Below are 26,561 nucleotides of genomic sequence, written 5' to 3' on the forward strand. Positions count from 1 at the left end.
CTCGGAACTTAAAGACATCATTTATCGGACATCAATTCATCGAACTTACATGATGCCAGCAATTTCTTTACCTCTTCCAACCCTTCCGGGAAACTGTGAACTGTAGGTGGTAGCGGATCAAGCCCCAGAGCTTCCCTCTTTGCCCTGTTCTCTTCATTAATGGGGACGGCATGCCCATGTTCCAGCAGCAATTCCCCCACCGCCCGGTGTTCAGGATAAATTATACCTTCGTGAACAGCAAGTGCACGCATCTCGAATATAGCATCAACAATATCTATGCCACGCGGGCACCTCTCCTGACAATTGTAGCAGGTAGTGCACATCCACAAGGAATCATCAGAAAGGACTTCCGGATCATTGCGTGCCTTCTTCAGGAGCTTTCTGACATTCAGGCTTGTATGTCTTCCCGAGGGACAGCTACCGCTGCAAACCCCGCAATGCATGCATTTTAGAATTGTAGAGCCGGTCTTTTCCATACGGGAAAGTACATTCGGTTCATTTCTGACAGACATCAAAGGGAGTTATCTTTTCATACATTATAAAAGATGCCATTGCACACTTTGGTGCAAACCATGAAAAGCAATCGTTATATTAGAGTACATTTATAAGATTTATATATTCAGAGTGTACCCGTCAGTATAACTGCTCACAAGGGGGACAAAATGAGCAGTATGAGGCGTCATTTAAGATCATGAGGTCGAGGTGCACTAAAGGTCTGTAGTGATGCTATCATTGCCAATAATAGTAGTGATTAGAATGAAGAAAAAGTTGCTATGGCGAATATAGAAAAGTAAAAAACATAAAAGTAAACAATAGTTTTAAATAGTATAATGCGGAAGGAAGATTCTGTATACCCAACGGAAGTGCAGATATGACAAACTCTGACAAAAAGATACAGACCAAGGAAGAAGTTCTGGAAGCAGTTACCGAATGTGATGTAAAGTTCATCAGAACACAATTCACAGACACATTGGGAATGATCAAAAGCTGGGCGATCCCTTCAGAGAATCTGGAAGATGCATTCAATGATGGTGTTATGTTCGATGGCTCATCCATCGAAGGTTTCACAAGGATCGAAGAATCGGACATGATGCTCATGCCTGACCCGACCACCTTCAACATACTCCCATGGAGACCATCTGAAGGTGCAGTGGCACGTATCATCGGCGATGTCAAACTGCCTGACGGGACACCTTTCCAGGGAGATCCCAGATACATCCTCAAAAGAGGAATCCAGCAGGCAAAGGACATGGGATTCACCATGAACGTCGGACCGGAACTGGAGTTCTTCCTCTTCAAACTGGACGAGCACGGAAATCCAACTACCGAACTGACTGACTATGGTGGATATTTTGACTTTGCACCCCTCGACAGGGCCCAGGACGTTCGCAGGGAGATCGACTATGCCCTCGAGCACATGGGGTTCAAGCTGGAAGCCTCACACCACGAGGTCGCACCCTCACAACACGAGATCGACTTCAGGTTCGGGGATGTCCTGACCACAGCAGACAGTGTTGTGACCTTCAAATACGTTGTCAAGTCCATTGCCTACCACAAAGGGTACTATGCAACATTCATGCCAAAGCCGCTATACGGCGTCAATGGCTCAGGAATGCACGCAAACCAGTCTCTGATGACAGAGGACGGGAAGAATGCATTCTACGACCCTGATGCAGAGAATGGCCTTTCTGAGAACGCCAGATACTACATCGGAGGACTCCTCGACCACATCAGCGAATTTACAGCCATCACAAATCCGGTGGTAAACTCTTACAAGCGTCTCGTCCCGGGCTATGAGGCACCCATATACATCACATGGTCCGACAGCAACAGAAGTTCACTTATCCGCATCCCTGCTGCAAGAGGAAAGGGAACACGTGTGGAACTCAGGAACCCGGACCCTTCATGCAACCCGTACCTGGCATTTGCAGTGATGCTGGAAGCAGGACTTGATGGTATAAGGAACAGGATCGAACCCGGAGAATCACTCAGGATGAACATCTTTGAACTTAGTGAAAAAGAAAGAGAGGACATGGGGATCGAGTCACTTCCCGGCAACCTGAAAGCAGCGATTGACAAAATGAATAAGAGCAAATTCGTGAGAAACGCTCTTGGAGACCATGTATTCGAGAATTATCTCGCTGCAAAGACTGCGGAGTGGGATGCTTACAAGGCACGTGTGCATCAATGGGAACTTGACACGTACCTTAGCATATTGTAAGGACTTTACCCTTACACCCCTCCGCCCTGACAACAATATGCGGTTCATATTAATTTAACAAGGTGATAAAAATGTGTGGAATAATAGGTGTGATCGACAGGAAAAGGGCACTGATGGATGGTTCCAGTATTCGCGATGCACTGAGTCTTATGAATGAAAGAGGAAGTGGAGAAGGTGCAGGCTATGCAGCATATGGGATATATCCTGATTATCAGGACTGCTATGCGATCCATGTTTTCTTTGACAACCTTGTAGAACCAAAGTCCCGGGTTGATCATATGCTCCATAAATGGGGCCGCATCGTGCACCAGGAAGCTATACCAACATACGAGCAGGACGGACTTAAAAGGAGCCACATCCCATGGAGATACTTCTTCAAACCTTACAGTGACCTGATGGCAGGAAGTACAACTCCTGAAGATGATGTCATGAAGTACATTGTCATGGAAACAAATTCCAACATACAGGGAGCACTGATATTCTCATCCGGAAAGAACATGGGAGTTTTCAAAGCTTCCGGCTGGCCCGAGGATGTTGCCAACTTCTACCGCATTGAGGACTACAAAGGATACATCTGGCTTGCACACAACCGCTATCCAACCAATACCCCGGGATGGTGGGGAGGAGCGCACCCATTCAACCTTCTTGACTGGGCAGTCGTGCACAACGGAGAGATCACATCATACGGTACGAACAGACGTTATGTTGAAAGCAATGGATACACCTGCAGCATGTTCACCGATACCGAAGTAGTCGCATATCTTTTCGACCTTCTGGGCAGAAGGCATGGACTTCCGGAGGATATTGTGGTAAAAGCACTTGCACCACCGTTCTGGGATGAGATAGACAATATGCCGGAAAAGGAACAGGAGCTAAACCATGCGATCCGCCTCACCTACGGACCTGCCCTCATGAACGGACCGTTCGCAATAGTAGTGGCCACTCATGAAGGGATCGTAGGATTTACTGACAGGATCAAGCTAAGGCCACTTGTAATTGGCGAGAATGGAGACCGCCTTTACATCTCAAGCGAGGAAGCTGCCATCCGCGTCATGGACCCTGAAGTACAGAACATACACATGCCAAGAGCAGGAGAACCTGTTATCGGGAGGTTGAACGTATGAGCCTGGGAAGCGTACCCCTAAAATACAAAGTTACAATCGACCGCGAGCAGTGCATGCACTGTATGAGGTGTATCGATAACTGTTCGTATGGAGTTTTCCACAAGGAAGATGACAGGATAATCATCGATTCCCGAAAGTGTACCGCATGTCACCACTGCATATCCATGTGCCCGAGAGATGCCATATCACTGAAAGAACGACCTGTGGATTACCGTAGCCATCCGCTCTGGACAGCTGAGGCACGCGAGGATATCATCAACCAGGCACGTACAGGAAAGATCATCCTTGCAGGCATGGGAAATGCAAAACCATATCCGGTTATCTTTGACAGGCTTGTGCTTGATGCCTGCCAGGTAACAAACCCGAGTATTGACCCGCTGCGTGAACCAATGGAGCTTCGGACATATATTGGAAAGAAGCCATCAAGACTTGAGATCGATAAGAAGGATAATGGTGACATAGATCTGCTCACCAAACTTACACCTAACCTCAAACTTGAAACTCCGATCATGATCGGCCATATGAGCTATGGCGCCATCAGCCTGAACGCACAGCTAAGCCTTGCTAAAGCTGTGGAGAAGACAGGGACTTTCATGGGAACCGGGGAAGGAGGCCTTCATGAGGCCATCTACCCGTACCAGAAAAATATGATAGTACAGGTGGCTTCCGGCCGTTTCGGTGTGGACATCAACTACCTCGAAAGAGGAGCTGCCATAGAGATCAAGATCGGACAGGGTGCAAAGCCCGGTATCGGAGGTCACCTTCCGGGAGAAAAGGTATGTCAGGATGTGTCCTGTACCCGCATGATACCCCTTGGAAGTGACGCGATCAGCCCTGCGCCTCACCATGACATATACAGCATAGAAGACCTTGCACAGCTTGTGAGAAGCCTTAAGGAAGCCACCGAGTGGAAGAAACCTGTGTTCGTGAAGATAGCCGCTGTGCACAATGCGGCGGCAATTGCAGCAGGTATTGCACGTTCCTCGGCAGACGCTGTGGTCATAGACGGATTCCGCGGTGGTAGCGGAGCAACACCAAAGGTATTCAGGGACAATGTTGGCATTCCTATCGAGGCAGCTGTTGCAAGCGTTGACCAGAAGCTCAAGGACCAGGGGATCAGGAACAAGATCTCGGTCATTGCAAGTGGCGGTATCCGCAACAGTGCGGATATTGCAAAATCCATCGCTCTCGGAGCAGATGCAGTTTACATCGGCACAGGAGCACTTATCGCAATGGGATGCCGTGTTTGCGGCCAGTGTTACAGGGGTATGTGCCCCTGGGGAATTGCAACCCAGAGACCTGACCTTGTAGGGCGCCTTGACCCGGAAGTAGAATCCGAGCATGTGGCAAATCTCATCCGCTCATGGACACTTGAGCTTAGCGAACTGATGGGAGCTGCCGGTATCAACAGTATTGAAAGCCTGAGGAGCAACAGGAGCCGTCTGCGAGGATATATGCTGGATGAAGGGACCCTTGATGTCCTGCAGGTCAAACCGGTAGGGGCCTGATAACATGGAAAAACTAGAGATCGATGCAAAAGGAATGCACTATACCCCCCTCAATGAAATGATAAGAGAGGCGGTCAAAAACGGTGCAAAAGAGATAATCCTGAACAATGTGCTAGGCCAGCGGTTCATCGCTGATGGATTGAAAGGTGATGTCACCATCAGGATCAACGGAGTTGCCGGAGGTGACCTTGGAATGTTCATGAACGGACCCACCTGCATAGTTAACGGAAATTGTGACCATGCCCCCGGCAATACCATGGATGGCGGAACGATCGTCATCCACGGGAGTGCAGGAGATGCCGCAGCACATAGTATGCGTGGCGGAAAGCTGTTCGTGGAAAAGAACATCGGCTATCGCGGAGGTATCCACATGAAGCAGTATGAGGAAGACCGGCGACCTGTACTGGTCGTAGGTGGCTCTTCACATGCATTCCTGGGAGAGTATATGGCAGGAGGCCTGATCCTTGTACTGGGCATCGGGCAGGAAAATCCGGTAATGGACCGTGGGATCGGCAGTGGCATCCACGGAGGAATGATAGTTATCCGAGGGGAAGTAGAGGATAAGCTTCTGGGCGTTGGTGCCAGAAAGATGGAATTCGGAGAAAGGGAACTGGAAATGATCAGCCCATATGTGGAAGAATTCTGCAAACACTTTGGCATGGAACCCTCCGGGTTACTGGATATGAACTATACCTGCATAGTACCTGCAAGCACCAGACCGTTTGCAGGCAAGTACACATGGGAGTGATAACATGTATGAACGAAATTATACAGATCTTGAAAGCAATATCTGGCACACTGGAAAATGTGCATGTTGTGGCGCATGTGTTGCAGTTTGTCCGGCAAATTCCCTATTCTTTGAAACCGGAGAGAATTCCACACACCCATTGAATGACGGATACTGCAAGTCAGCTGTTGATGGGGTGTCCTGCGGCGCCTGCTATGAGGTCTGCCCGAGGATAGATGAACGGAAGATCGAGACCATTGGGAATTCGATCAATATAGTGTCCGCCTCGGCAAACTTCGATGTTGAGAAGAAGCAAAGTGGAGGTGCGGTCACTGCAATTCTTATGAACGCACTTGAACAAGGTCTTGTGGATGCGGTCATCACTGTTGCCGAAGATCAATGGAGTCTTAAGCCCAGGTCAACGATCATAACTTCCAGCGAGATGATGACTAAACATGCCGGAAGCCGGTATAACTGGTGGGTACCCCTTTTATGGGCATTAAAGGAAGCTGTCATCACCAAAAAATACCGCAATATAGCGATAGTAGGTGTACCCTGCGTGGTCCAGGCGATCAGTGAGATGCGAAAAAGTGAGCATGACCTGATAAGGCCATTCAAGGATTCCATCAGGCTGATGATCGGTCTTTTCTGTACAGAGACATTCGACTATGAGAAAATGGTAGAGGGGAAGATCAAAAAAGAGATGGGAATATACCCATGGCAGATCAAGCGCCTTGATGTTCCCGGAAAACTGGAGATCACCACCGAGAACGGAAAAATTCACACAATTCCGCTTTCCAAGCTTGATGACTGCATACGCCCGGGTTGTGCCATATGTAAAGACCTGACAGCACTCGATGCGGATATTTCTGCCGGGTCCATCGGAAGCCCACAGGGTCAGACCACACTTATCGTACGCACACCCATAGGAAACAAGTTCTTCATGAGCGCTGTTGATGAAAGAAAGCTTGTGGTCTCGGATGGGGTGGACCTGAAGCCCATAGAAACTCTTGCGAACAAAAAGATAAAAAGAAGAGCATGAAACAGTATTAAGTATCATGCGCCATTGCATGATACTTTTTGCTCGCAGTGACACTTCTTGTTATTACTTTCAATATGCTCACAGCAGGTACAAATAAGAGGTACAATATAACGTTATGCGAAGTTGGAGAAAGTGTCAATGCCTGCATATACTGTTACGGAACTGAACAATTTTATCAAAAATATACTGACAACTGACCCGAATCTGAACAATGTCTGGGTACAGGGAGAGATCTCAAACCTCACAAAACATGGGTCAGGACATTATTATTTTACCATCAAGGACAAAAAGAGCCAGATAAGCTGTGTTAGTTTCAGGTCCGTGAACAGGTCACTTAGATTCGAACCTGAAAAGAACATGAAGGTACTTGTTTTTGGATCCGTGGACGTATATACCATCCGCGGCCAGTACCAACTGCGTGTGATGGACATGCGACCGGATGGGATCGGGGAATTATACAAAGCTTATGAGCAGCTCAAGGAAAGACTGGAAAAGGAAGGACTTTTCAGCGATATCCACAAGCAAACCATACCAAAATTCCCGAAAAAGATCGGTGTTGCCACCTCTGCCACAGGTGCTGCAATACATGATATATTGAATGTCATCGGGCGCAGATACCCTGTTGACATACTACTCTCACCCACCATCGTACAAGGAGAAAGGTCTGTGGAAAGTATCGTACATTCCATAGAACTGCTGAACAGGACCGATGTGGATGTGATAATAGTGGGCCGTGGTGGCGGCTCCCTTGAAGACCTCTGGTCATTTAATGAGGAAGCGGTCGCAAGAGCTGTTTTCAACTCCGAAAAACCCATTGTTTCCGCAGTAGGCCATGAAACTGATTTTACCATATCTGACTTTACAGCCGACCTTCGGGCACCAACGCCTTCTGCAGCTGCAGAGCTTGTAGTGCCTGACCAGAAGGACGTAAAAAGACATCTGGTGAACCTGAACATGAGGATGGAAAGCGAAATTCACCACCTCATATCTGAAAGAAAGAAGCATCTGGAACATCTTCAGGAAAAGATAGAACCTGAACATTTCAGGGACATGCTAAGACAGGATTTCCAACATATTGATGAGCTCACATCAAAGCTGACAACATCCATTGGAAGAATTGTAGAGAACAAGACATCTGAGCTCAGGCTTCATGCTTCCAGACTCAATTCGGTAAGCCCTTTGAACACCATGGGAAGAGGCTACAGCATTGCAGTATCCCCTGATAGCAGGAGGATCATCACAAAAGTTGCCGATGTAAAGGAGAAAGATAAAGTTGATGTAATTGTCAGCGATGGTATTCTGGAATGTAATGTAAAGAGCATAAGGGACGACAGGAAGAAATACCTGCTATTTGAGAGGTGAACATATGGGAAAGACAGATAGTACCGACGGTATTAGTGAAGACAACATTAATGAAGAGATCATTGATGAATTTACATTTGAAGAAGCGCTTGAAGAACTGGAAACTATTGTTGAGCATCTTGAAAGGGGGCAGCTTACTCTGGACGATAGTATAGGAACCTTCGAGAAAGGTATGAAGCTGGCACTCCTCTGTAACCGTAAAATAGAGGATTCTGAAAAGAAAATAGAGCTCCTGATAGAAAAGAACGGTAAACTTGCGACAGAACCATTTAGTGAAATGGAATGAAGGAAAGACGCTAAGAAAAAAGAAACAATCATATAATATTATGTAATGTATTTTTATAAGTATATATATGGAATCAAGAAATTATAAGTAACCCTTTGTCCATATGGAAAATTACAATGTCAGAACTTCAAAATTTGTCATGCTGTATCGACGGCTTTGATGAGATCCTGGGGGGATTCAGGAAACCATCAACAATACTGGTTGCGGGTACAGCAGGGGTTGGCAAGACCACAATGATACTGCAGATGTTATCAAATGCTGCCAAAAGGGGAGAAAAAACACTATACATACCTCTTACAACGGAGACTGCAGGGAAAACCGAAAGACTGCATTCAATATACCCATTCCTGGATGAGAATGTCAAAGTATATCCGGTGAGCCGCCCTGCATCTGAGAAGGATCCATTGAGCACATTGATAGATGTCGGAAATGTAATAGCCTCGGAAAATCCCGACCGTCTGGCCATTGACCCGATCACACCCATAGGATTTGGCTTTGTTGAGCAGGAGAGAAGGCGTTTCTTCTACACACTGGATTCCATGCTTAAAGAATCAAAAGCCTTTGTGATGCTCACAGGAGAGCTTGTTGAAGATCAGATACATGGGTATGTTGCCAGCCACCTTACAGATGGGATCATATATCTTTCAAAAGAGAACTCCGGCTACCATACTGCCCACAAACTGAAAGTCCTGAAGATGCTTGGCATCGAACCGAGCAACAAGGCAAGGTGTACCGCCCGCGAGTACAGTTACGACGTCAGCTCAGAAGGATTTACAGCATACCCTCGCCTGATCGTTGAAGATGCAGGTGAGCTTCCTGAGACCAGGATAAAGTCAGGAATGGAAAACTTCGACCTTATGCTTCACGGCGGGATGATTGCCGGCAATAGTACCCTTATTGCAGGTGAACCCGGAACAGGAAAGAGCATATTTGGATGGCAGTTCCTCATGGAAGGACTCAGGAACGGAGAAAAGGGTATAATAGTCACATACAACGAGCTCCCACAGCAGATCATTCAGGAAGCATCAAAGTTAGGATATGACATGCAGAAATACGTTGATTCCGGAATGCTGAAATTCATCCATTCCAATCCGGAGGAGATCCATCCCGATGAGCATGCCACAAGAATAAAAGAACTTGTTGAAAGCATGGAAGCTACAAGGCTTGTAATAGATGGACTGATTAGTCTGGAGATAACATTCCCCGACATTATCAAACTCCGTGGGTATCTTCAGCGCCTTACAGCCTATCTGAAGACCAGGGGAGTTACATCGGTCATTACTACGGAACTGAGCGCTCAGGAGAATGACAGGATCATGAGTAAAGACGCCTCTTTTATTGTTGACACTGTAGTAACGGTCAGACAGGTCGTATTCTCAAATGAAGTTAAACGGTATATCAGAGTACTCAAATCGAAAGGTTCAAAACATGCACTGAACATGCGCGAGTATGTGATCTCAGAAGCAGGAATAAAGATCAACTGTGATGTTATTCTTTAAAAAAAGGAAGCAATGGACTAAAAATAAAAAAAAGAGAGAGCTAAATACCTCTCAAGTATATCTTTTTCATCAGATTGCGTGGATCGACCTCTCAACACTTGTTCCGAGCTCCGTGAGGTCGTATACACCACCATCTTCGCTTAACAATTCCTTTTCAACAAGCTCGGCCAGTATCCTATCAACAGATGGCTTTACCACGTGCATGTTCTTTGCGATGCGTGCTGCATCCATCTCCCCTTTAGATCCAAGCAGAGCCAGTAGTTTCTGCCTGTTCTTGTTACCTGTTACAAATCCCATTAATTCATCCATGATATCACCATAACAAAGTATACTAATGCATCATATAATTATTTACTCACGATCGACTTTCAATTGATGAAAGAGGAATACTTTTATTACCTGTAATGCATATGTATGCGTGGCGGGCTAGTCTGGGTAGGCCGGCGTTACCTGTAACCCGAAATCGCCGATATGCGGGAGACGAAGCCAAAAGAAGTTGTTTTGATCATTTCCAAACCTGTGATCTCAACTGAGAAGCCCCGTCCTGCTTGGATGGTGTTGGTAGAAGAACTAATTGGAGAATTGGTCCTCTTATCTTCACCGTGGGAACCAGTCGAGGCCCGGAAGGGAGCAGACCTACCATGGGCACTTGTCGCTTGTAGGGCTGCGGGGTGGAGGCGAGATCTCAGACCACTTGGTTTTGTGATGGACAGCAACTCGCGGCGTGCCCGTCACTTTGAACTTCAAACGAAAAGCATTAAATAATGCTATTGCCTTTAAGGAGAACGCGTGGCAATGAAATGCTAACTCAATGACGAGATAGCCAAGCCCGGTATGGCGCAGGATTGCTAATCCTGTGGTGCTTTGCGCCTCGGGGGTTCGAATCCCCCTCTCGTCGCTTTTTTATACACCATTGAACCCATAATGGACATACAATTGTTTCACATAATCGTTGCAGGCGAATATCATGCCAAAAACAAAACCTATAATTTCAGTGCTTAGCGAAATGCCAGCAGAGAACAACGTAGCTGAAAAGGCACCTAGCGGATGTGGAGGCTGTTCAGGAGGCACTTGCGGAGCTTTTGGTATAAGGGCAGGATCTGAAAAGGACGTAGTGATCAGGAACTTGCTCATCTTTGCAATTATGGGGATTGGAATGCTTCTTGCAGCATACCTTATTGTGAAGCTCCTGAACCTTGTCACAGGGAATTAAAAATTCGTTTTTTTGTCAGTAGTATAAGGATAACGCATCTCTTTCCCACATTTAAGGCAGGTTATTGTCATATACCTGCCATGAAGCCTTATCCTCGAGCTGTTGCCAGGAACCAGAAAAGAATGGCAACCCTTGCATACCCTGCGCTTTAAGTAAGAAGGAAGCCTCACGCGATATCTCATTCCGATCCGCCTTGCCAGAGCTACGTACCGGTCACTCCTATCAGGATGAGAACCATAGTTCTGCCCTGCAAGTTTGAAAAGATATTCGATCCTTTCAGTTGCTATATCCTTTATCAGGTTCTTTTGCTTCTTTTTTATTCGTGCCATACAAAAATACCTTTGTGTATCTTACTTGCTTACCTTACGGACCTACTTATTTGTCCTGTAAAATGATCACTTCGATTCGAGGATCCTTTTCGTTTACAAGTTCCTTAAACCTTTGTGGATCTGACTCAGTGCATTCCACGCAACCATAATGCATGGGTATGGCGACCTTCGGACCTATAAGTGCAGCAGCTTCTGCAGCTTCCTCTTCACCCATAGTAAAAAGTGTACTAATAGGAAGAAGGACAACATCTGCCTTCATATCCTTCATTTCAGGGATGAGGTCTGTGTCTCCTGCATGGTATATTCTCACACCATCAAGCTCGACAATATAACCCACGCCATCCCCACGAGGGTGATTGGGCTTGTCCAGATTATATGCAGGTACCACTTCGATATTGACACCTTTTATTGCAAGATCACCGGTCAGAAGATCACCTGCATCGATACGTCTTGCATCACCCTTGAATTGTAAGCTCATTTTTTCAGGAATGATAGTTGTAGTTGTGCTTCCACGCACCCTCCTTATGGATTCCGGATCGCAATGATCAAAATGTTCATGTGTCAACAATATAATATCTGCATCGCCCTCATGACCAGGACCATCAGGCAGCATATACGGATCGATGTATACGACCCTGCCCTGACCTTTCAATACAAATCCGGCATGACCGAGCCATTCTATAAAGACATTACCAACCTGTGTACTTCCCATCCTATACCCTCCTTAAATCATCGCATCATTAAAGTTTCATCTTTGAACCTGAATGTGAGAATAACACGATCCATCTTAAAACTGCCGAATTCTTTTACAGTACTCGTATATCAGATGATAAGACCGTGTAATTTTTTGAACTATCATTCGATAATATTTATATAGAAGTGGGTGTTGTATATACAATAAAGAGTTATGTGTAAATATATTTGAAAATGGGTTTGAGAAATATAGACATACTCTAAAAAAGGAAGTGACAAAATGAAGATCAGAGTTGTAAGTTCAAAAGAAGAGATCCAGTCATTAAGTGAAAACGAAGAGATTGTACACCTTGCATTCAGACCATCAAACACAGACATATTCTCATTAGTTGTAAAATGCCCTAGTGTAAAAGCACTTCACATCCCAAGCTCATACAAGAAAACAATATCCAAATCTGCCAAGATGTATCTTGAGATGCAGGGTATCAACCTTCTTGAAGGTGACGTATGGGGACACAGAAAAGACATCAACGAGTACTCTGAAGTATCACAGAGCGTCTACGACCGCATAAAAGATTACAGGACCGAAGGCCTTTCTGAAGAAGAGATCAATGAGAAGATGGTCAGGGAAACAAGACTCAGTCCTGATTTCATAGAGTTCCTGATGAAGCAGTAATACTGCAACTTAAAAAACGAAAAACTGAAAAACGACAGAGGACTGTCCAACGACGGACGGTCTTTTCTACTCTTTTTAAATTAATTCATTCACCAACGATCTGAACGACCAATTTGCGCGAACGTGCCCTGTTATCCAGATCAATGAATATGATCTGTTGCCAGGTCCCAAGAAGTATCCTGCCATCCATCAGCGGGAAAGATTCACTTTGCCCCAAAAGAGATGCGCGGACATGGGAATGACCGTTGCCATCATGCCACCTTTCGTTGTGCTTATATTCGATATCCTGCGGTGCTATGCGCTCAAGTGCCTGCTGCAGGTCATGGATAAGTCCCGGTTCATACTCGAGAGTGGAAACTGCTACAGTAGAACCTGCTGCAAAAACAGTAACGATCCCATTATTAATTCCGGATCCGCTCACTGAACTTATGACATCGTCAGTGATATCGATGACCTCGGAATTACCATTTGTATCATATTCCAGATATCTTGTAAGAACCGGCATACTATTTGCCTGCTTAGTCAATACGTGTTATTTTGATACCAGCAAAAGATACAGCCAGCACGAATAACACAAGGGCTGCCGTAAAACCATAGCCTTGTGGCTCTATTTCAGCAAGATGCACTAATATGAGCATTACAATAAACATGAGTACTGAGCCTATACCCAGAATGATCTCCATTGCTTTCTTGTTCATCACACCATACATTACATCAGTAATACATCAATGTAACGCCGCCTTAAGAACAACATTTTAAAAGATGCCAATATTATCTAAACAAAAAGACAGGATGAGGTAATGATATGACAGAATTTGAAAGGGAACTTGTGCAGTCGTTCAATGCTTTTTTTGAACAAAATGACGTAAGGGGGATAGCGCATCGCCTCAAACAGCACCGATTCACACCGCAGTTCCTGGATGTCCTTGTAGACTCCCTGAACCCGGATTACTATATGGGCATAGAATGCAAGAGCATATCAGTTGAAAAGGGTGCCAATGCACTTTATTTCACCCAACATTTCACAGTAGATAAGAAAGGTTCACACCAGATAGACCGCATATCCGACTTCCTGAGAAGATCCGGACGTAACGGATTTCTGGCGGTTGAACTGAGGATGGGGGCCGGGTGTGCGAGGAAAGCACATATCATCCCATGGGATGAACTTTACAGCAGGTTCCATGACGAAACATCGCTCAAATACACAGTCGAAGAGATACAAACGTACCCACCGATCGAGCGCAAGAGCGGGCATTATCTTATAGAACCGGTAAAATGGAGAGCCGGTAAAAGGATAATTGAATAATAGATCTTACTGGAGCATATAAATGATTGAAAAAATCCAACAGATAAGAACAAAAGCTTTGCAATGTTCATCTGAAATACACAAATACGATTCTGTATATGTGGTATCACACATAGATGCTGACGGTCTTACCTCTGCAGGGATAATCGGAAAAGCTCTTGAAAGAGCAGGCATCGATCATTCGATCCATTTTGTCAAGCAACTCGACGAGGTGGAAATTGAGGCTATAGCCGACCAGAATCCGGAACTTGCGATCTTCACAGATCTTGGAAGCGGCATGATAGAGTCCCTTAACTCACATGGGATAAATTCGATAATATCAGACCACCACCAACCAAGGGGAGAACTGGAACATCACCTGAACCCCCATCTTTTCGGCTTTAATGGATCATACGAGCTCAGCGGCTCCGGAATGACCTATATGCTTGCGAATGCTCTCGGAGATAACCGAGACCTTGCAGACCTTGCCATAGTCGGAGCCATAGGGGACCTTCAGCATTTGAAAAAAGGACATCTCACAGGAATTAATCGTTACATTCTCGAAGAAGGTGTAAACGAAGGTGCCCTCCATTACGAGAAAGACATAATGCTCTTTGGAAAACAGACACGCCCTGTCTTTAAACTGCTGCAGTTCGCATCCGACCCATACCTTCCCGGACTTACCGGAAATGAAGATGCGTGCATTGGATTTTTACATGACCTGGGAATACGGTTCAGCGGAGATGAACGCTGGAGAAGATGGATAGACCTTGAGCAAAATGATAAGCAGAAAGTGGTATCCGCCCTTGTGCAATACTGCCTCCATTCAGGTTTGCCACCTTACAAGATCGAAAGGCTCATTGGAGAGGTCTACCTGCTCATGAAAGAGAAGGAAGGCACAGAAATGAGAGATGCATCAGAATATTCCACTTTGCTCAACGCCACAGCACGCTACGGACATGCGGACATCGGCCTGGCGGTCTGCATGGGCGATCGCGGCAAAGCTTATGAATCCGCCCGCCAGCTGTTGAGCGAGCACCGCCAGAACCTTGTGAACGGACTCATGTTCGTCAAGGAGAACGGCATCACAGAACTCAAAAACCTTCAGTATTTCGATGCAGGTTCCAGTATCATGGAAACTATTGTTGGCATCATTGCAGGAATGAGCACATCCATCACCGGAAACCGCTCCCTTCCGATAATAGCCTTTGCAGATTCGAAGGACGGTGTCAAGGTCTCAGCCCGCGGAACACAGGACCTTATCAGGAAAGGACTCAACCTCTCTGAAGCCATGGCACTGACAACTGCACAGTTAGGTGGTGCAGGAGGAGGTCACGATATCGCAGCAGGTGCAACTATACCATTTAATGTAAAAGAAGAATTCCTGCAAAAGCTCGATTCTGTCATTGGCGAACAATTGCACAAAAAGTGATCAGACAAAATCATCGACGTGTTTCATTTCATCTATGTCTATCAAAGTTGACATCGCATTTGTGCGAACCTCAAAGCCCTGTTCCTTTGCCATTGCCATGGGGTTGGTCCCACCGATGACAACAACACCGAGATGATCTCGCTCCACCGGAACATCAAGCACGCGGGAGTTCGGCTCCCCAACTTCCATAATTCCACTGATACCTGCATCCAGCATATCAGAGAGAATATGGTCAATATCATCTCTTGCGACCAGTGGTGCTTCACGCAGATTGGCAAGGATCTTTCCAGAGCCTGTCCTTAACATCTGGGACACAGAAGTAACATCCTGCGACATCAGGACCTCAAGAGGATCGACAGTTGTGCTCACATAGGTAACCACATCAGTGAACCTCACCGGGTGTCCGTTCTTGATCTGCACGACTCCCCCAAGTTTAGGGTTGATCATCACGCCACCTTTTAAGAGCACACCATCGATAGTGATACTGCAAACAGTAGCAATCCCCACATCGCCATTGGAGATCCTGAAATCACCTATCTGCTCCCCCCCTTTGATTATCTTGAGGAAAGGACTGACCGATAATCCACTCCTGATAGCCAGCGCATATACATCGAGAATAGATTCAAGATCTTCTTCCTTAATGAGAGACAGATTGACTATAACATCACCTGCCATTGCAACCGGGTCGAATGTGGTCCTGAACATAAGGTCTTCAATACGAGACGAAGTGAACTGGACACGATGTGGTTTGTTGATCATAGAGACACCTTGTCATTTCAATAAAGTAAGGAAATTACCCTATTATAGTTTTGTGCATCCCGAACACTTCAACGAGATTTTAGACCGTTGCTCTCAAATAGTAACAATGCTCTCAAACACGCCAACGAAATCCTGTGGCTGCTTCAGGAAACGAAGCTTTTCGGCATCGTTTACGAGTTCGTACATATCCCTGCCACATTCAAGACCAAATTCCGGAATGTCTATCGGAGTGATGTATCTTAGCTCAGGAAGGTCCTCATATCGAGGATTCTTGACAAATCCATTATCCAGCAGATAATATGCACCACCTTCCATATCCCTGAAAGGTATGTAACTGGAAGCAAAGTCACAGCATACCCAATTAGCCATTTTCAAAGGCTCATTGGATGCATTTATGGTAACATGCCCATAATCCGGAGGAATGAGTGCAATATCCCCTGCTTTTGCTTTAATTACAACAACATCGATAACATCATCGCCTTCATGCTTTTGCAAAAGGTAGGTTGCCTCCCCTTCAAGCACCTGATAGACCTCAGGATAGGATATTTCCTCACCCGGAACATTCGGATGATAGTGACCTGCAGTCTTGATAAATTCACGTCCCATCATTCCGGAAGGAATTACCGTAATATCATAACGCAGATGCTGCTTGTTAATAGTTTTAAGTTCCGCCTCGGACATGGAAAGATGCCTGAACATATAATATAGTTCGAAGTCATCAACTGAATCGAACCATTTTCTGTCACATACGACCTCTTTCATGTCATGGAGCATCCTGATATCAGGATCCCTTTTAACTCCCCCAAATTCAATATTATAAACCATATTTAATAACCTCTTCAAAAACGATCGCCTGAGCGGACCCCACCGGCCAAACGATCATGGTAACAATAAAAGTACCGGTCTTAAAATAAGCCTACTACATATTAAATTTAACTCATGGGAATAATAAAAAATAGGTAGAATCGCCATTAATCCTTCGATATAGCAAAACAATAAGCTTAAAAGTACATGAGAGACTATACAATGGGACATGGAGAGGGATATCAGAATACTGCATACTGCTGACACACATATTGGATACAGACAGTACCATAGTGAAATGCGCAGGCAGGATTTCATTGATGCTTTTTCCAGGGTCATTGACGATGCTATTGAGATGAAAATGGATGCTGTTGTCCATGCAGGCGACCTCTTTGATTCAAGGAACCCTACCCTTGAGGATATCCTTGACACGATCAACATACTCTCAAAGTTGAAACAATACAATATCCCGTTCCTTTCCATAGTCGGAAACCATGAAAGCAAGCAGCATACCCAATGGCTTGACCTGTTCGAGAGTATGAAGATCGCCATTCGGCTTGGGACCGATCCATACAGGATAGAGAATATTGCCATCTATGGAATAGACAATGTCCCGAGATCGAAGATACCACTTTTTGATTATTCGAAGTTCACAGATGAGAACTGTGGAGAATGCAATATTATAGTAATGCACCAGCTGATGTCACCATTCCCATTTGGGGAGTGGGAATGTGAGGAGGTCATCGAAGGACTTCCTTTTGAAGTACATGCCATCCTGCTTGGAGATTATCACAAAAATGAAAAGATCAGGGTCGACCAGACCTGGGTAACCTATTGTGGAAGCACAGAACGTAACAGTGCAGCCGAAAGCGATGCACGCACGTACAACATTGTTACGATAAATGATAATGGTATCGACATCGGCAGACGTAACATCACCACCCGCGAGTTCCTGTTCATTCCGGTTGAGCTCCGGGACAGGGACAGTGCCTATGAACTGATCATCAATACCATCAAAGAATATGATGTTTCTGAAAAGGTTGTCTTTGTGGACATTTCAGGAAATCCGGAAGTTGCCATATCCTACAATGAGATAGAGGAGCTCCTTGCGACCCAGAATGCACTTGTCACCCGTATAAGGGACATGAGACGCGGAGAAGAGATCCTGGAAGATAAACCTGTAGAGGTTTCTTTTTCAGACCCTGATGAAGCAGTCAAAAAAGAGATCAGGAAAATGACACTTACCAGCGGCGGCATCATGATAGACGAGATAGTAAGGGATCCGGGCGTTCCAAAGACAAAGGTTGACCTTGAGGCTGAAACCCGCATAGGGAACCTGCTTTCAAGTATTGATTTTATGCAGCCGGGAACCTACATGATCCAAAAGGATACAGAAAGCGACACTGGAACGGAAATAGTAACAATTGATGATGAAAACGATGCCAGAGGAGATGCGGATGTTCAACAGGTTGCAGAAACCCCTGAAGGATATGAGCTCCGCACTGTAGATGAAAAAGATGATGCTCCAGAGGATGTCGTTGTTAAGGCTGAAACTGAGCTGTCGCGAACAAATAAAGAACCATCCGAACCAATCGGACCATCTGAGACCAATGGTTCAAAGGAAAAGAAAATTGAAACCCCGAAACCAAAGCAATACAATCTGGGGGACTACCTGTGAAACTGAAAAGGGTACGTATTGAGAACATCAGAAGCTACAAAGACCTGGACATAAGCTTCGAGGATGGTGTCACCGTGGTATCCGGTGTGAACGGGAGTGGTAAGTCCAGCCTGCTGGAAGCATGTTTTACAGGACTTTTCGGAAGCCGCACCCTTTCAAAGGAATTCGTGCTCTCGGACCTTATACGCAAGGGTGCCACAAAGGCATCCATTCTGGTCGACTTTGATAATAGCGGCCATGAATACAACATTGAACAGGGATACAAGGTCAATCCAAAAACCGGAAGTGCATCTAACAATAGATCGGTCTTCAAGATCGACGGGGATATAATGGTCGACCAGGCCAGCCAGACCTATGAAGCTGTAAAAGCGCTTCTGAAAATGGACGAGGAAGCCTACAAGAACTGCGTGTACATCCGTCAGGGAGAGATCGATGTACTGATCAACGCAAAGACAAAGGACCGGCAGCGGATGATCGATGACCTGCTCCAGATAGGGAAACTGGAAGAGTACAGGGAGCGCGCAAGTAGTGCAAGGAAAGGCGTGGGAAGGCACCAGAGGGAAACAGATGCGCGTATCAAGGACAATGTTGCAGATATCGAACAAATTGAAACCCTGAAGCCATATCAGGTACTCAATACAGTTCAAACTGAGATGAACGAGACCGGTGCAAAAATTTCAGATCTTGATACAAAAAAAGAACGAGCCAGGGGAATTGTGGAATCCATTGAGGAAAAGATAAGCAAATACACAGAAACCCAGGAGCAAAAGAAAGCGATCGATGTTGAAATAAAAAGTTTCAAGTCAAAGATCACAGAAACATACAGCGAGATCGAGAGATCCAGGAACATTGTTAGTTCCGGCAGGCAGGAGGTCCAGCAGCTTAAAAAATCAACTGCCGACCTTTCTAAACAGATAGATATGCCGGAAGATGCTGATATTGAGAATTATGCTGCATTCATAGAGAAAGAGGAAGTCAGCGCCCGGGATGCTGTCAGTAGCATTATCAAAAAGAGAGAACTGACGCAGAGTAATGAGCGATCACAGAATGAATTCCTGCTTAACCTGAATGAACAAGTGAAGACAACGTCCATTGCCATCCAGAATAAGGAAGCTAAGATCAAAACCATTCAGGAAGATATTGAAAGACTTTCTGTAAACATCAGGGAACTGGATGATGAGAGCAAGAACATATCAAAGGAAGCCACTGAACTTGGATTCCCTGCTGATAAACTCGAAAATATAGATGATATTGCCGAACTTCTGAGCCTGAAGCAAAAACAGCTTCATGGAAAAGAAAGGGAAAAATTTGCCACCCTTGCAGAAATTGATAAAAGGGTGAAGAAAGCCAAAGAGCTACTGGACAAGGGACTGTGCCCCACCTGCGGACAGGACCTTAAAGGCTCAAAGATATGCGAAGAAACAGCAGTTGATGAAGAACAAAAAGCCGGTCTTTTGGCCGAGCTACAGAGCATACGTTCCGAACAGGCAGATGTGGAAATAAAAGTAGAACGTGTCAGAAATGCGAAAGAAATTGCAAAAAGGATGGCAGATAACGATCACCTGAGCCAGATCAAGAAGAAAGACATCGCTGCAAGTGAGAAGCTGATCGAAGAGAACCACAAAACCATCAGGGATGAGAAAGAAAAGGAAAGTGGTCTTAAAGAGCAGATAAATGATGTCACGATAGCGATCAGGAAGATCAGGGAAGATGTTGTTTCCCTGGAAAAAGATGAAACTGCTGCAAGGGATTCTCACAAGGTTGTAAAAGAGAAGCTCGATATTGCAAGAAAGATAAGAACTAACCAGCTAGAGGTCAGAAAAGTCCAGAGCGATATGCAGCGGTCACAGGATGGGATCAATAACGGGCTGGAAAAGGTAGGACTATTCGAAGAGCAGATAAAGGATCGGAAGCAGCGCCTTGATCATTTCGAAGAGGTACTTGGGGATGTGGACATAGACAAGCTTCGGACAGAAAGGATGCAGTACGATAGTGCATACAAAGGTATCATTTCTGAACTGGAGAAATTTAACCTGAGGATAAAGGAACTCCACAAGGAAATCGGGCGCATCGAAGGGGAGATCAAAAGGCTTGATGCGCTTAAGCAAAAGCACAGGATGCTTACCAATAAAAAAGAGTTTCTTGCAGCCGTTTACAATGATGCGGAAGATCTTGAGACCATGTACATACGCCTGCGTGCTGAACTGCGTGCAAAGAATATTGATGCGCTTGACAGGTTACTCAATGAGATATTCTCTTTCATGTACACCAACAATGCATACTCGCACATCAAACTTGATCAGGAGTACGATCTTACCATCTATGAAAAGGATGGCACTGCCCTTGAGCCTAAATTATTAAGCGGAGGCGAGAGAGCGATATTCAATCTTGTGCTAAGGTGTGCCATCTATCGTTTACTGTCCCATTCACCCGGAACCACAGGTAGTTCAGAGCTCCCTCCACTGATACTGGACGAGCCCACTGTGTTCCTTGATCGCGGGCACGTCCACCAGTTGATAAAGCTCATTGACATGATGCGAGACATCGGTGTTGGCCAGATCCTGATAGTCTCGCACGATGAATCACTGATAGATTCTGCAGACCATGTGTTCGTAGTTGAGAAAGACCCGATCACAAATAGTTCTTCCATTTCCGCAAAATGAACATCTGAAGGGAAAATTGCGACCATAAGATATATTAGAGTTTTTACCATTATTACTGAACAGGATAATGGTTTGGTATTAAGAGGGATAAAAAGGTTTGTGAGGTATTGAATGAGCTCCGAAAACAGGGACTTTGTTATAGAAAGGCTTGAGCGAAAGCTGACTGAAAAGGAAGAAGAGATAGAGACGATCAGCACCAAACTTCGTGATTCTATCATGAAAGAACTTCGCGAGAACCTGAAGAATGACCTCGACATCAACAACCGTCTTGTCAAGATCGAGCAGAAGGTCCAGGAGCTATCCAGCAACTTAAGTGGTGTTATGGATGAGCTACTCGACCAGAAATCACAGATCAGGTCCATGAGCACAAGCACTCAAACAGAGAATACGGAACCTTTTAAAGTAACAGCAACACAAAATCCTTTCAATCCCCCTGCACCAAAGCCTGCAGAGGTTTCCGGAAATAAAGGTCAGCTTGCAGATTCCCTGTTCGGTCAGAAAAAAGCTGCACCAACCACAGTTCCTGAAAGGACGATACCTGAACCGCCATCACCAAAAATGACGGTCCCTGAGTCCAAACCGTCTTCGGGATCACAGTGGAGTAAACTGGTAAACCCGAACGAGGTCAACATGGAGATCAGGGAAATAAGGACCGAGGAACCGGCAGAAGAGCAAATCAGGGATATACCATCAGAATACATTGTAGCGGATGGCATCGATGCACCCCGGGAAAACAATTATTCAAGGCGTCCGGAAGATGAGTGTGAATATATCGTTGCTGAAGAAGGCAAGCCTCCTCGTACTCGTTCAGAAACAGAGTATGAGACCGTAGAAGACCGTGATGATGAAGATACTGTCGTCACAACGACCCGCAGGAAATAATTTTAACTCGATGGCAGAGGAATCACGTGTACATCAAAGAAATTGAATTTATAAATTTCAAGTCTTTTGGGAAAAAAGTCAAAATACCATTCTTTGATGATTTTACCACTATATCAGGACCAAATGGAAGCGGAAAATCCAATATTATCGACGGGATACTTTTTGTTCTCGGACTTTCCAGCTCACGTACCCTGAGGGCTGAAAAGCTGACAGACCTTATTTATAACGGGGATAAGGCTAAAAAACCGGATTTTGCACAGGTCACAATAAAGTTCGATAATGCTGACCGTGAGATGCCTGTGGACGAGGAAGAGATCACCATCAGCAGGAAGATCAGGGAAACCGAGAACGGATATTATAGTTATTTCTATTTCAACGGGAAGGCGGTCAGCCTTACAGATATCCATAACCACCTTGCAAAGGCACGAGTGACCCCCGAAGGCTATAACGTGGTCATGCAGGGTGATGTTACCCGTATCATCACCATGACAGCAGGTGAGCGCCGTAAGATCATCGATGAGATCGCAGGTGTTGCTGAATTCGACAACAAAAGAGACAGGGCCCTGAACGAGCTGGAGATAGTAAGGGAGCGTGTCGAAAGGGCGGACATATTAATAGAAGAGGTTGAGAAGCAACTGGAGAAGCTCAAGGTCGAGCGCGACCAGGCTGTGAAGTACCAGAGCCTCAAACAGGAAAAAATGAAGTTCGAAGGCTTTGTGCTGCTTGCAAAGCTCAAGGATGCAAGGGTGGAACTTGGGAACGTGAACCTGGACATCGATTCAAAAAAGGAAGTCCAGGAAAAATTGCAGCAAGCCCTTGATCAGAAGCAAGAAAAGCTGGAAGATCTTGAGAATGAGCTTAAGGAGCTCACTTCCGAGATCCAGAGGATGGGCGAGGACGAGCAGATACAGGTCAAGAAGGACATCGAAGAGATAAAGGGAGAAGTCTCAAGATGTGTCAACAGCATAGAGCTCGCAGATAATGAGATCGAAGACATTGATTCCAGGCGTAAGAAGGCGTTCCTTGATATCGAGCAAACGAAGAACAGGGTCAATGAGATCGATTCAAAGCTGTCTGAGGAAACACTCCGCAAGGACAGTATCTTTTCAGAGATATCCGAAAGAAAGACCGAGAGGATGATCCTGCAAAGCAGGATAGCGGATGTGGATGAGAAGTTCGCCCAGACCAGGGACGAACTTACAACATTCAAGAATGAACTGGAAAATTTCAGGAACGACAAGAGCGAGCTGATGCGACAGGAAGATCGCCTGCTTGACTCCCTGAGAAGAAGGTCAGCAGAAGTAAGGGATATCGAGAACGAGATAGAGGATGCAAAGGTAAAAGCACAATCATCAGACAGCGATACAAAGTCTGCACAATATGAGATCGAGAAAAATACCGAGCAGATAAATTCCCTGACAAAGGACCTTGATGACCTTGAAAGCAATCGTTTCCAGATAAAGACCGTAGTAACAGACCTTGAAGCTACACTCAGAAAACAACAGCAGGATTACGCAATGCTGGAAGCACGTGTCCGTGCGGCAGAGGATACAAGTAATTATTCCAAAGCTGTGGACATGATAATCGCCGAGAAGAAGCACCACGGACTTCCCGGCATCTACGGCACTATAGCCGAACTTGGAAGCGTGGACCAGAAGTATTCCACAGCTCTTGGCGTTGCAGCAGGCGGACGTATGCAGGCGATAGTGGTCGAAACCGACCAGGATGCATCCCGTGGGATCCAGTTTTTGAAACAGCAGCGCGGAGGACGTGCAACCTTCCTGCCACTTAACAAGATGGAAGCCAGGAGGCCTTACAAGGACCTTTCCGATCGCCAGGGTGTCATCGGTTATGCCATTGACCTGATCGACTTTGAGCCAAGGTTCGAGGCTGCATACTGGTACGTATTCAGGGACACACTTATTGTTGACACGCTTGAAAATGCACGCCGTCTCATCGGCGGTCTTCGCATGGTCACACTTGAAGGTGAGGTCATTGAAAAGAGCGGTGCAATGACCGGCGGATCCATGCAAAGGAAGTCAGGGCTCTCATTCGCCGCCTCTGAAAAGGACAAGCTTATAAAGATAGCTGAGAAGCTTACCGAATTTGAATCAAGGCGCAATACTGCTATCAAGAAACTGGACAGCGTCGAGGGACATATTGCGGACATAACCCGTGAGATCCATGAGCTGGAGAAAGAGATCTCTAAGAAAGAGATGATCTTTGAGGAGATCGGCAGCAGGTCAGAGCGCCTCAGCCAGTTAATTGAATCAAAGAACGTCGAACTTTCACAGATAGAAGAACAGCGCTCAAAGCTCCGCGAGGAAATGGAACTGGTCGTTACCCAAAAGGATGAGAAGGATGAAAAGTCCGGGGAACTGGAAGAGAAGATCGCTGTTATTGAGGAAAAGCTTTCCGAATCAGAGATACCTGAACTTAACAAACAAGCTGAACGCATCGATGAAGAGATGCGCAGGCTGGACGGGCGTATCCGTGACATTGAAGCTGATGTCAATGCCCTGAACCTTGACCGCGAGTATGCTTCATCCAGGATCGAAGACAGTCGCCAGCTTGTCAAGGAAATGGATGAAAAGAGATCTACACACCGTGAACGTGTGGACGGCTTTAAAGCGAAGATAACCGAGCTGGAAGCCACCCTTAAGAGCAAGCAGCAGCGTGAACAGGAACTTACGGACGAACTTAAGGAGATGCAACAGAAGCGTGCCATTAAGCAGACCGAGTATAACGCTGCTGAAAAGGACCTTTTGGCCACCAGATCAAAACTGGACGATGCTGACAAGTCTATGATGGCACTGGAAGCCACACTTAGTGCCCTTGTTGACCAGACAAAGGACCTAAAAGAAGAACTGGACAGGCGCGGTATCGAAGAAGTGGAAGATGTGCCGAACTACGAGACCGTCAGCACAAGGATAGCATCCATCGAAAAGGCTATGGAAAGGCTTGAACCGGTGAACATGAGAGCCATTGATGAGTACGACGAGGTTGATGCAAGGGTTGTAGACCTTAAGACCAGAAGAGCTATTCTCTTCAATGAAAGAGAGCAGATCCTCGACCGCATAGACCAGTATGAGACCCTGAAGAAAGATGCTTTCATGGAAACATACAACGGCATCAATGAACCTTTCAAAGAGATATTCAACGAACTTTCTGATGGTAGCGGAGAACTCGTACTTGATGATTATGAAGATCCTTTCAATGGAGGATTAACACTTAGGGCACAGCCAAAAGAGAAAACGCTCCAGCGCCTGGAAGCGATGTCTGGTGGAGAAAAGAGTCTTACCGCCCTGGCTTTCGTGTTCGCTATCCAGCAATATCGTCCGGCTCCGTTCTATGCATTTGACGAGATAGACATGTTCCTTGATGGTGCAAATGCTGACAGGGTCGCCCAGCGTGTGAAAAAAGCAGGAACAAAAGCACAGTTCATTGTCGTATCCCTGCGTAAACCGATGATCGAAGCAGCTGAACGTACCGTTGGTGTCACCATGCAGGAGAACAATATCACGAGCATTACGGGTGTGAAATTACGTTGAACGACCTTTCTGAAAGTATCGAGGAAAGCGAAAGCAATATCCAGAAGATCACCAGTACCGCCGACAGCTCTGTTGACCCTGAATTTCTGGAAACACTACGCAACCTCGGTGTTGATGAATCACTTATAGAGTTCTCAGATGATGTGCTCTGCGAACCTGTGGAGATCTTTGTCAAGCTTGCCAGGGACGGTGACATCAACCCCTGGGATATCGATATCGTTCAGGCTACAGACAAGTTCCTTGCATACATTGAAGATATGAAGCTCATGGACCTGAGGATATCGGGCAGGACACTTTTGTATGCAGCCATACTCCTCAGGATGAAATCAACCGGTATCGTTCAGGAAGAAGAGGAAGAAGATGAGGATTTCCAGGACGATGAGATGGATTTCTATGAAATTGAGGAATACCCGGTACCAAAACTGCCCATCCGTCGTACTGCGACCCGACCTGTAACTCTCCAGGAACTTATTACGGAACTTAAAAAAGCAGAGAAGGTCGAGACCAGAAGAAAGGACAGAAGAATACGCCATCGTATCGAGGTAATGGACAGGGCCACCACAGATGATGTACTTGGTATCGCGCATGAGGAAGATATCAGGGGCAGAGTTGATACCCTTTATGAGTATCTGGAAGAGCTGTTCAGGGACCGCGAAGAGGTAATGTTCTCGGACCTTATCGATAATTCCAACAGCCGTTCTGAAAAAATGATGACATACATTTCACTGCTTTTCCTTGCAGCTGAAAAAAGGGTATGGTTATCACAGGAAGAGCTTTTTGGAGAACTATATGTCCATCAGGGTTGCGCGATCGAATGATTTGAAGAG

At 45.8% G+C, this 26,561-nt stretch carries 25 protein-coding genes, 1 tRNA gene and 1 other RNA gene; 19 read left to right on the forward strand and 8 right to left on the reverse strand.

Features of this window, described 5'->3' with window-relative positions:
- Positions 1 to 17 precede the first annotated feature (17 nt).
- On the reverse strand, positions 18 to 476 hold the full coding sequence (gene hdrC, locus E7X57_RS01420; RefSeq protein ID WP_135610280.1) for a CoB--CoM heterodisulfide reductase subunit C: 459 nt from the start codon (positions 474 to 476) through the stop codon (positions 18 to 20).
- Between the two features lie 395 nt (positions 477 to 871).
- Here hdrC and glnA point away from each other — a divergent pair, with 395 nt between their 5' ends.
- The 8 genes from glnA to E7X57_RS01460 all read left to right on the forward strand — a co-directional run bounded on the left by glnA (position 872) and on the right by E7X57_RS01460 (position 9,769).
- Positions 872 to 2,221, forward strand: coding sequence for a type I glutamate--ammonia ligase (gene glnA, locus E7X57_RS01425; protein ID WP_135609779.1), 1,350 nt, complete (start codon positions 872 to 874; stop codon positions 2,219 to 2,221).
- Positions 2,222 to 2,292: 71 nt separating this feature from the next.
- Positions 2,293 to 3,345, forward strand: coding sequence for a glutamine amidotransferase family protein (locus E7X57_RS01430; protein ID WP_135609781.1), 1,053 nt, complete (start codon positions 2,293 to 2,295; stop codon positions 3,343 to 3,345).
- Complete coding sequence (locus E7X57_RS01435; RefSeq protein ID WP_135609783.1) at positions 3,342 to 4,853, forward strand: glutamate synthase-related protein; 1,512 nt, start codon at positions 3,342 to 3,344, stop codon at positions 4,851 to 4,853. The genes E7X57_RS01430 and E7X57_RS01435 overlap by 4 nt, the downstream gene beginning before the upstream one ends.
- Positions 4,854 to 4,857: 4 nt before the next feature.
- Positions 4,858 to 5,601, forward strand: a complete 744-nt coding sequence (locus tag E7X57_RS01440) for a hypothetical protein (RefSeq protein WP_135609785.1) — start codon at positions 4,858 to 4,860, stop codon at positions 5,599 to 5,601.
- A 4-nt stretch (positions 5,602 to 5,605) separates the two neighbouring features.
- A complete protein-coding gene (locus E7X57_RS01445; RefSeq protein WP_135609787.1) occupies positions 5,606 to 6,622 on the forward strand; it encodes a Coenzyme F420 hydrogenase/dehydrogenase, beta subunit C-terminal domain in 1,017 nt (338 codons plus the stop codon).
- Positions 6,623 to 6,760: 138 nt separating this feature from the next.
- Entirely contained in the window at positions 6,761 to 7,984 is a 1,224-nt protein-coding gene (gene xseA / locus E7X57_RS01450; RefSeq protein WP_135609789.1) for an exodeoxyribonuclease VII large subunit, read from the forward strand.
- Positions 7,985 to 7,988: 4 nt separating this feature from the next.
- Positions 7,989 to 8,270: an exodeoxyribonuclease VII small subunit gene (gene xseB / locus E7X57_RS01455; RefSeq protein ID WP_135609791.1), complete on the forward strand. Its 282-nt coding sequence runs from the start codon at positions 7,989 to 7,991 to the stop codon at positions 8,268 to 8,270.
- Positions 8,271 to 8,386: 116 nt separating this feature from the next.
- Positions 8,387 to 9,769 (forward strand): ATPase domain-containing protein, encoded by a 1,383-nt coding sequence (locus E7X57_RS01460; RefSeq protein WP_135609793.1) that lies wholly within the window; start codon positions 8,387 to 8,389, stop codon positions 9,767 to 9,769.
- A gap of 69 nt (positions 9,770 to 9,838) precedes the next feature.
- Here the strand turns inward: E7X57_RS01460 and E7X57_RS01465 are convergent, their stop codons facing one another.
- Positions 9,839 to 10,078 carry a MarR family transcriptional regulator gene (locus E7X57_RS01465; RefSeq protein WP_135609795.1) on the reverse strand — a complete coding sequence of 80 codons (240 nt, stop codon included), beginning with the start codon at positions 10,076 to 10,078 and terminating at the stop codon, positions 9,839 to 9,841.
- A gap of 110 nt (positions 10,079 to 10,188) precedes the next feature.
- On the opposite strand from E7X57_RS01465, the gene ffs reads away from it, so the two are divergent.
- From ffs to E7X57_RS01480, 3 genes are all read left to right on the forward strand, one after another.
- An RNA gene (ffs, locus tag E7X57_RS01470) (signal recognition particle sRNA) lies at positions 10,189 to 10,503 on the forward strand.
- 79 nt (positions 10,504 to 10,582) lie between these two features.
- Positions 10,583 to 10,667, forward strand: a tRNA-Ser gene (locus E7X57_RS01475).
- A 69-nt stretch (positions 10,668 to 10,736) separates the two neighbouring features.
- Positions 10,737 to 10,982: a hypothetical protein gene (locus E7X57_RS01480; RefSeq protein ID WP_135609797.1), complete on the forward strand. Its 246-nt coding sequence runs from the start codon at positions 10,737 to 10,739 to the stop codon at positions 10,980 to 10,982.
- On the opposite strand, the gene E7X57_RS01485 is transcribed toward E7X57_RS01480, so the two are convergent.
- Both E7X57_RS01485 and E7X57_RS01490 read right to left on the reverse strand, forming a co-directional pair.
- The gene (locus E7X57_RS01485; RefSeq protein WP_135609804.1) at positions 10,979 to 11,311 is read right to left on the reverse strand and encodes a ribonuclease P protein component 4; all 333 of its coding nucleotides are present in this window, start codon (positions 11,309 to 11,311) and stop codon (positions 10,979 to 10,981) included. The genes E7X57_RS01480 and E7X57_RS01485 overlap by 4 nt on opposite strands.
- A 46-nt stretch (positions 11,312 to 11,357) precedes the next feature.
- Complete coding sequence (locus E7X57_RS01490; RefSeq protein WP_135609806.1) at positions 11,358 to 12,023, reverse strand: MBL fold metallo-hydrolase; 666 nt, start codon at positions 12,021 to 12,023, stop codon at positions 11,358 to 11,360.
- A gap of 261 nt (positions 12,024 to 12,284) precedes the next feature.
- Between E7X57_RS01490 and E7X57_RS01495 the strand changes: the two genes are divergently transcribed.
- On the forward strand, positions 12,285 to 12,680 hold the full coding sequence (locus E7X57_RS01495) for a DUF1699 family protein (RefSeq protein WP_135609808.1): 396 nt from the start codon (positions 12,285 to 12,287) through the stop codon (positions 12,678 to 12,680).
- A gap of 85 nt (positions 12,681 to 12,765) precedes the next feature.
- Here the strand turns inward: E7X57_RS01495 and E7X57_RS01500 are convergent, their stop codons facing one another.
- Together E7X57_RS01500 and E7X57_RS01505 are read right to left on the reverse strand one after the other, a co-directional pair.
- Complete coding sequence (locus tag E7X57_RS01500; RefSeq protein WP_135609810.1) at positions 12,766 to 13,185, reverse strand: secondary thiamine-phosphate synthase enzyme YjbQ; 420 nt, start codon at positions 13,183 to 13,185, stop codon at positions 12,766 to 12,768.
- Between the two features lie 13 nt (positions 13,186 to 13,198).
- Positions 13,199 to 13,378, reverse strand: a complete 180-nt coding sequence (locus E7X57_RS01505; RefSeq protein WP_135609812.1) for a hypothetical protein — start codon at positions 13,376 to 13,378, stop codon at positions 13,199 to 13,201.
- 107 nt (positions 13,379 to 13,485) lie between these two features.
- Between E7X57_RS01505 and E7X57_RS01510 the strand changes: the two genes are divergently transcribed.
- Positions 13,486 to 13,986, forward strand: a complete 501-nt coding sequence (locus E7X57_RS01510) for a hypothetical protein (RefSeq protein ID WP_135609814.1) — start codon at positions 13,486 to 13,488, stop codon at positions 13,984 to 13,986.
- 22 nt (positions 13,987 to 14,008) lie between these two features.
- Entirely contained in the window at positions 14,009 to 15,397 is a 1,389-nt protein-coding gene (locus E7X57_RS01515; protein WP_135609817.1) for a DHHA1 domain-containing protein, read from the forward strand.
- Here E7X57_RS01515 and E7X57_RS01520 read toward each other — a convergent pair whose 3' ends face one another.
- A complete protein-coding gene (locus E7X57_RS01520; RefSeq protein WP_135609819.1) occupies positions 15,398 to 16,156 on the reverse strand; it encodes a DUF128 domain-containing protein in 759 nt (252 codons plus the stop codon).
- Positions 16,157 to 16,249: 93 nt separating this feature from the next.
- The gene (locus E7X57_RS01525; RefSeq protein ID WP_135609821.1) at positions 16,250 to 16,981 is read right to left on the reverse strand and encodes a glucose-6-phosphate isomerase family protein; all 732 of its coding nucleotides are present in this window, start codon (positions 16,979 to 16,981) and stop codon (positions 16,250 to 16,252) included.
- Positions 16,982 to 17,189: 208 nt separating this feature from the next.
- On the opposite strand from E7X57_RS01525, the gene E7X57_RS01530 reads away from it, so the two are divergent.
- From E7X57_RS01530 to E7X57_RS01550, 5 genes are all read left to right on the forward strand, one after another.
- Positions 17,190 to 18,638, forward strand: coding sequence for an exonuclease SbcCD subunit D (locus E7X57_RS01530; protein WP_135609823.1), 1,449 nt, complete (start codon positions 17,190 to 17,192; stop codon positions 18,636 to 18,638).
- Positions 18,635 to 21,301 carry an AAA family ATPase gene (locus E7X57_RS01535; RefSeq protein ID WP_167880850.1) on the forward strand — a complete coding sequence of 889 codons (2,667 nt, stop codon included), beginning with the start codon at positions 18,635 to 18,637 and terminating at the stop codon, positions 21,299 to 21,301. The genes E7X57_RS01530 and E7X57_RS01535 overlap by 4 nt, the downstream gene beginning before the upstream one ends.
- Positions 21,302 to 21,412: 111 nt before the next feature.
- Positions 21,413 to 22,183: a hypothetical protein gene (locus tag E7X57_RS01540; RefSeq protein WP_135609826.1), complete on the forward strand. Its 771-nt coding sequence runs from the start codon at positions 21,413 to 21,415 to the stop codon at positions 22,181 to 22,183.
- A 26-nt stretch (positions 22,184 to 22,209) separates the two neighbouring features.
- Positions 22,210 to 25,734 (forward strand): chromosome segregation protein SMC, encoded by a 3,525-nt coding sequence (smc, locus tag E7X57_RS01545; RefSeq protein WP_135609829.1) that lies wholly within the window; start codon positions 22,210 to 22,212, stop codon positions 25,732 to 25,734.
- Complete coding sequence (locus tag E7X57_RS01550; protein ID WP_135609831.1) at positions 25,731 to 26,552, forward strand: ScpA family protein; 822 nt, start codon at positions 25,731 to 25,733, stop codon at positions 26,550 to 26,552. Before smc ends, E7X57_RS01550 begins: the two co-directional genes overlap by 4 nt.
- The last annotated feature ends 9 nt before the right edge of the window (positions 26,553 to 26,561 follow it).

Origin of the sequence: Methanococcoides sp. AM1 (genome assembly GCF_900774055.1) — an archaeon.
Classification (GTDB): domain Archaea; phylum Halobacteriota; class Methanosarcinia; order Methanosarcinales; family Methanosarcinaceae; genus Methanococcoides.

Coding starts and splice junctions, on each gene's coding strand:
- hdrC (WP_135610280.1), bottom strand. CDS start 476: ATGGAAAAGACCGGCTCTACAATTCTAAAATGCATGCATTGCGGGGTT.
- glnA (WP_135609779.1), top strand. CDS start 872: ATGACAAACTCTGACAAAAAGATACAGACCAAGGAAGAAGTTCTGGAA.
- E7X57_RS01430 (WP_135609781.1), top strand. CDS start 2,293: ATGTGTGGAATAATAGGTGTGATCGACAGGAAAAGGGCACTGATGGAT.
- E7X57_RS01435 (WP_135609783.1), top strand. CDS start 3,342: ATGAGCCTGGGAAGCGTACCCCTAAAATACAAAGTTACAATCGACCGC.
- E7X57_RS01440 (WP_135609785.1), top strand. CDS start 4,858: ATGGAAAAACTAGAGATCGATGCAAAAGGAATGCACTATACCCCCCTC.
- E7X57_RS01445 (WP_135609787.1), top strand. CDS start 5,606: ATGTATGAACGAAATTATACAGATCTTGAAAGCAATATCTGGCACACT.
- xseA (WP_135609789.1), top strand. CDS start 6,761: ATGCCTGCATATACTGTTACGGAACTGAACAATTTTATCAAAAATATA.
- xseB (WP_135609791.1), top strand. CDS start 7,989: ATGGGAAAGACAGATAGTACCGACGGTATTAGTGAAGACAACATTAAT.
- E7X57_RS01460 (WP_135609793.1), top strand. CDS start 8,387: ATGTCAGAACTTCAAAATTTGTCATGCTGTATCGACGGCTTTGATGAG.
- E7X57_RS01465 (WP_135609795.1), bottom strand. CDS start 10,078: ATGGATGAATTAATGGGATTTGTAACAGGTAACAAGAACAGGCAGAAA.
- E7X57_RS01480 (WP_135609797.1), top strand. CDS start 10,737: ATGCCAAAAACAAAACCTATAATTTCAGTGCTTAGCGAAATGCCAGCA.
- E7X57_RS01485 (WP_135609804.1), bottom strand. CDS start 11,311: ATGGCACGAATAAAAAAGAAGCAAAAGAACCTGATAAAGGATATAGCA.
- E7X57_RS01490 (WP_135609806.1), bottom strand. CDS start 12,023: ATGGGAAGTACACAGGTTGGTAATGTCTTTATAGAATGGCTCGGTCAT.
- E7X57_RS01495 (WP_135609808.1), top strand. CDS start 12,285: ATGAAGATCAGAGTTGTAAGTTCAAAAGAAGAGATCCAGTCATTAAGT.
- E7X57_RS01500 (WP_135609810.1), bottom strand. CDS start 13,185: ATGCCGGTTCTTACAAGATATCTGGAATATGATACAAATGGTAATTCC.
- E7X57_RS01505 (WP_135609812.1), bottom strand. CDS start 13,378: ATGAACAAGAAAGCAATGGAGATCATTCTGGGTATAGGCTCAGTACTC.
- E7X57_RS01510 (WP_135609814.1), top strand. CDS start 13,486: ATGACAGAATTTGAAAGGGAACTTGTGCAGTCGTTCAATGCTTTTTTT.
- E7X57_RS01515 (WP_135609817.1), top strand. CDS start 14,009: ATGATTGAAAAAATCCAACAGATAAGAACAAAAGCTTTGCAATGTTCA.
- E7X57_RS01520 (WP_135609819.1), bottom strand. CDS start 16,156: ATGATCAACAAACCACATCGTGTCCAGTTCACTTCGTCTCGTATTGAA.
- E7X57_RS01525 (WP_135609821.1), bottom strand. CDS start 16,981: ATGGTTTATAATATTGAATTTGGGGGAGTTAAAAGGGATCCTGATATC.
- E7X57_RS01530 (WP_135609823.1), top strand. CDS start 17,190: ATGGAGAGGGATATCAGAATACTGCATACTGCTGACACACATATTGGA.
- E7X57_RS01540 (WP_135609826.1), top strand. CDS start 21,413: ATGAGCTCCGAAAACAGGGACTTTGTTATAGAAAGGCTTGAGCGAAAG.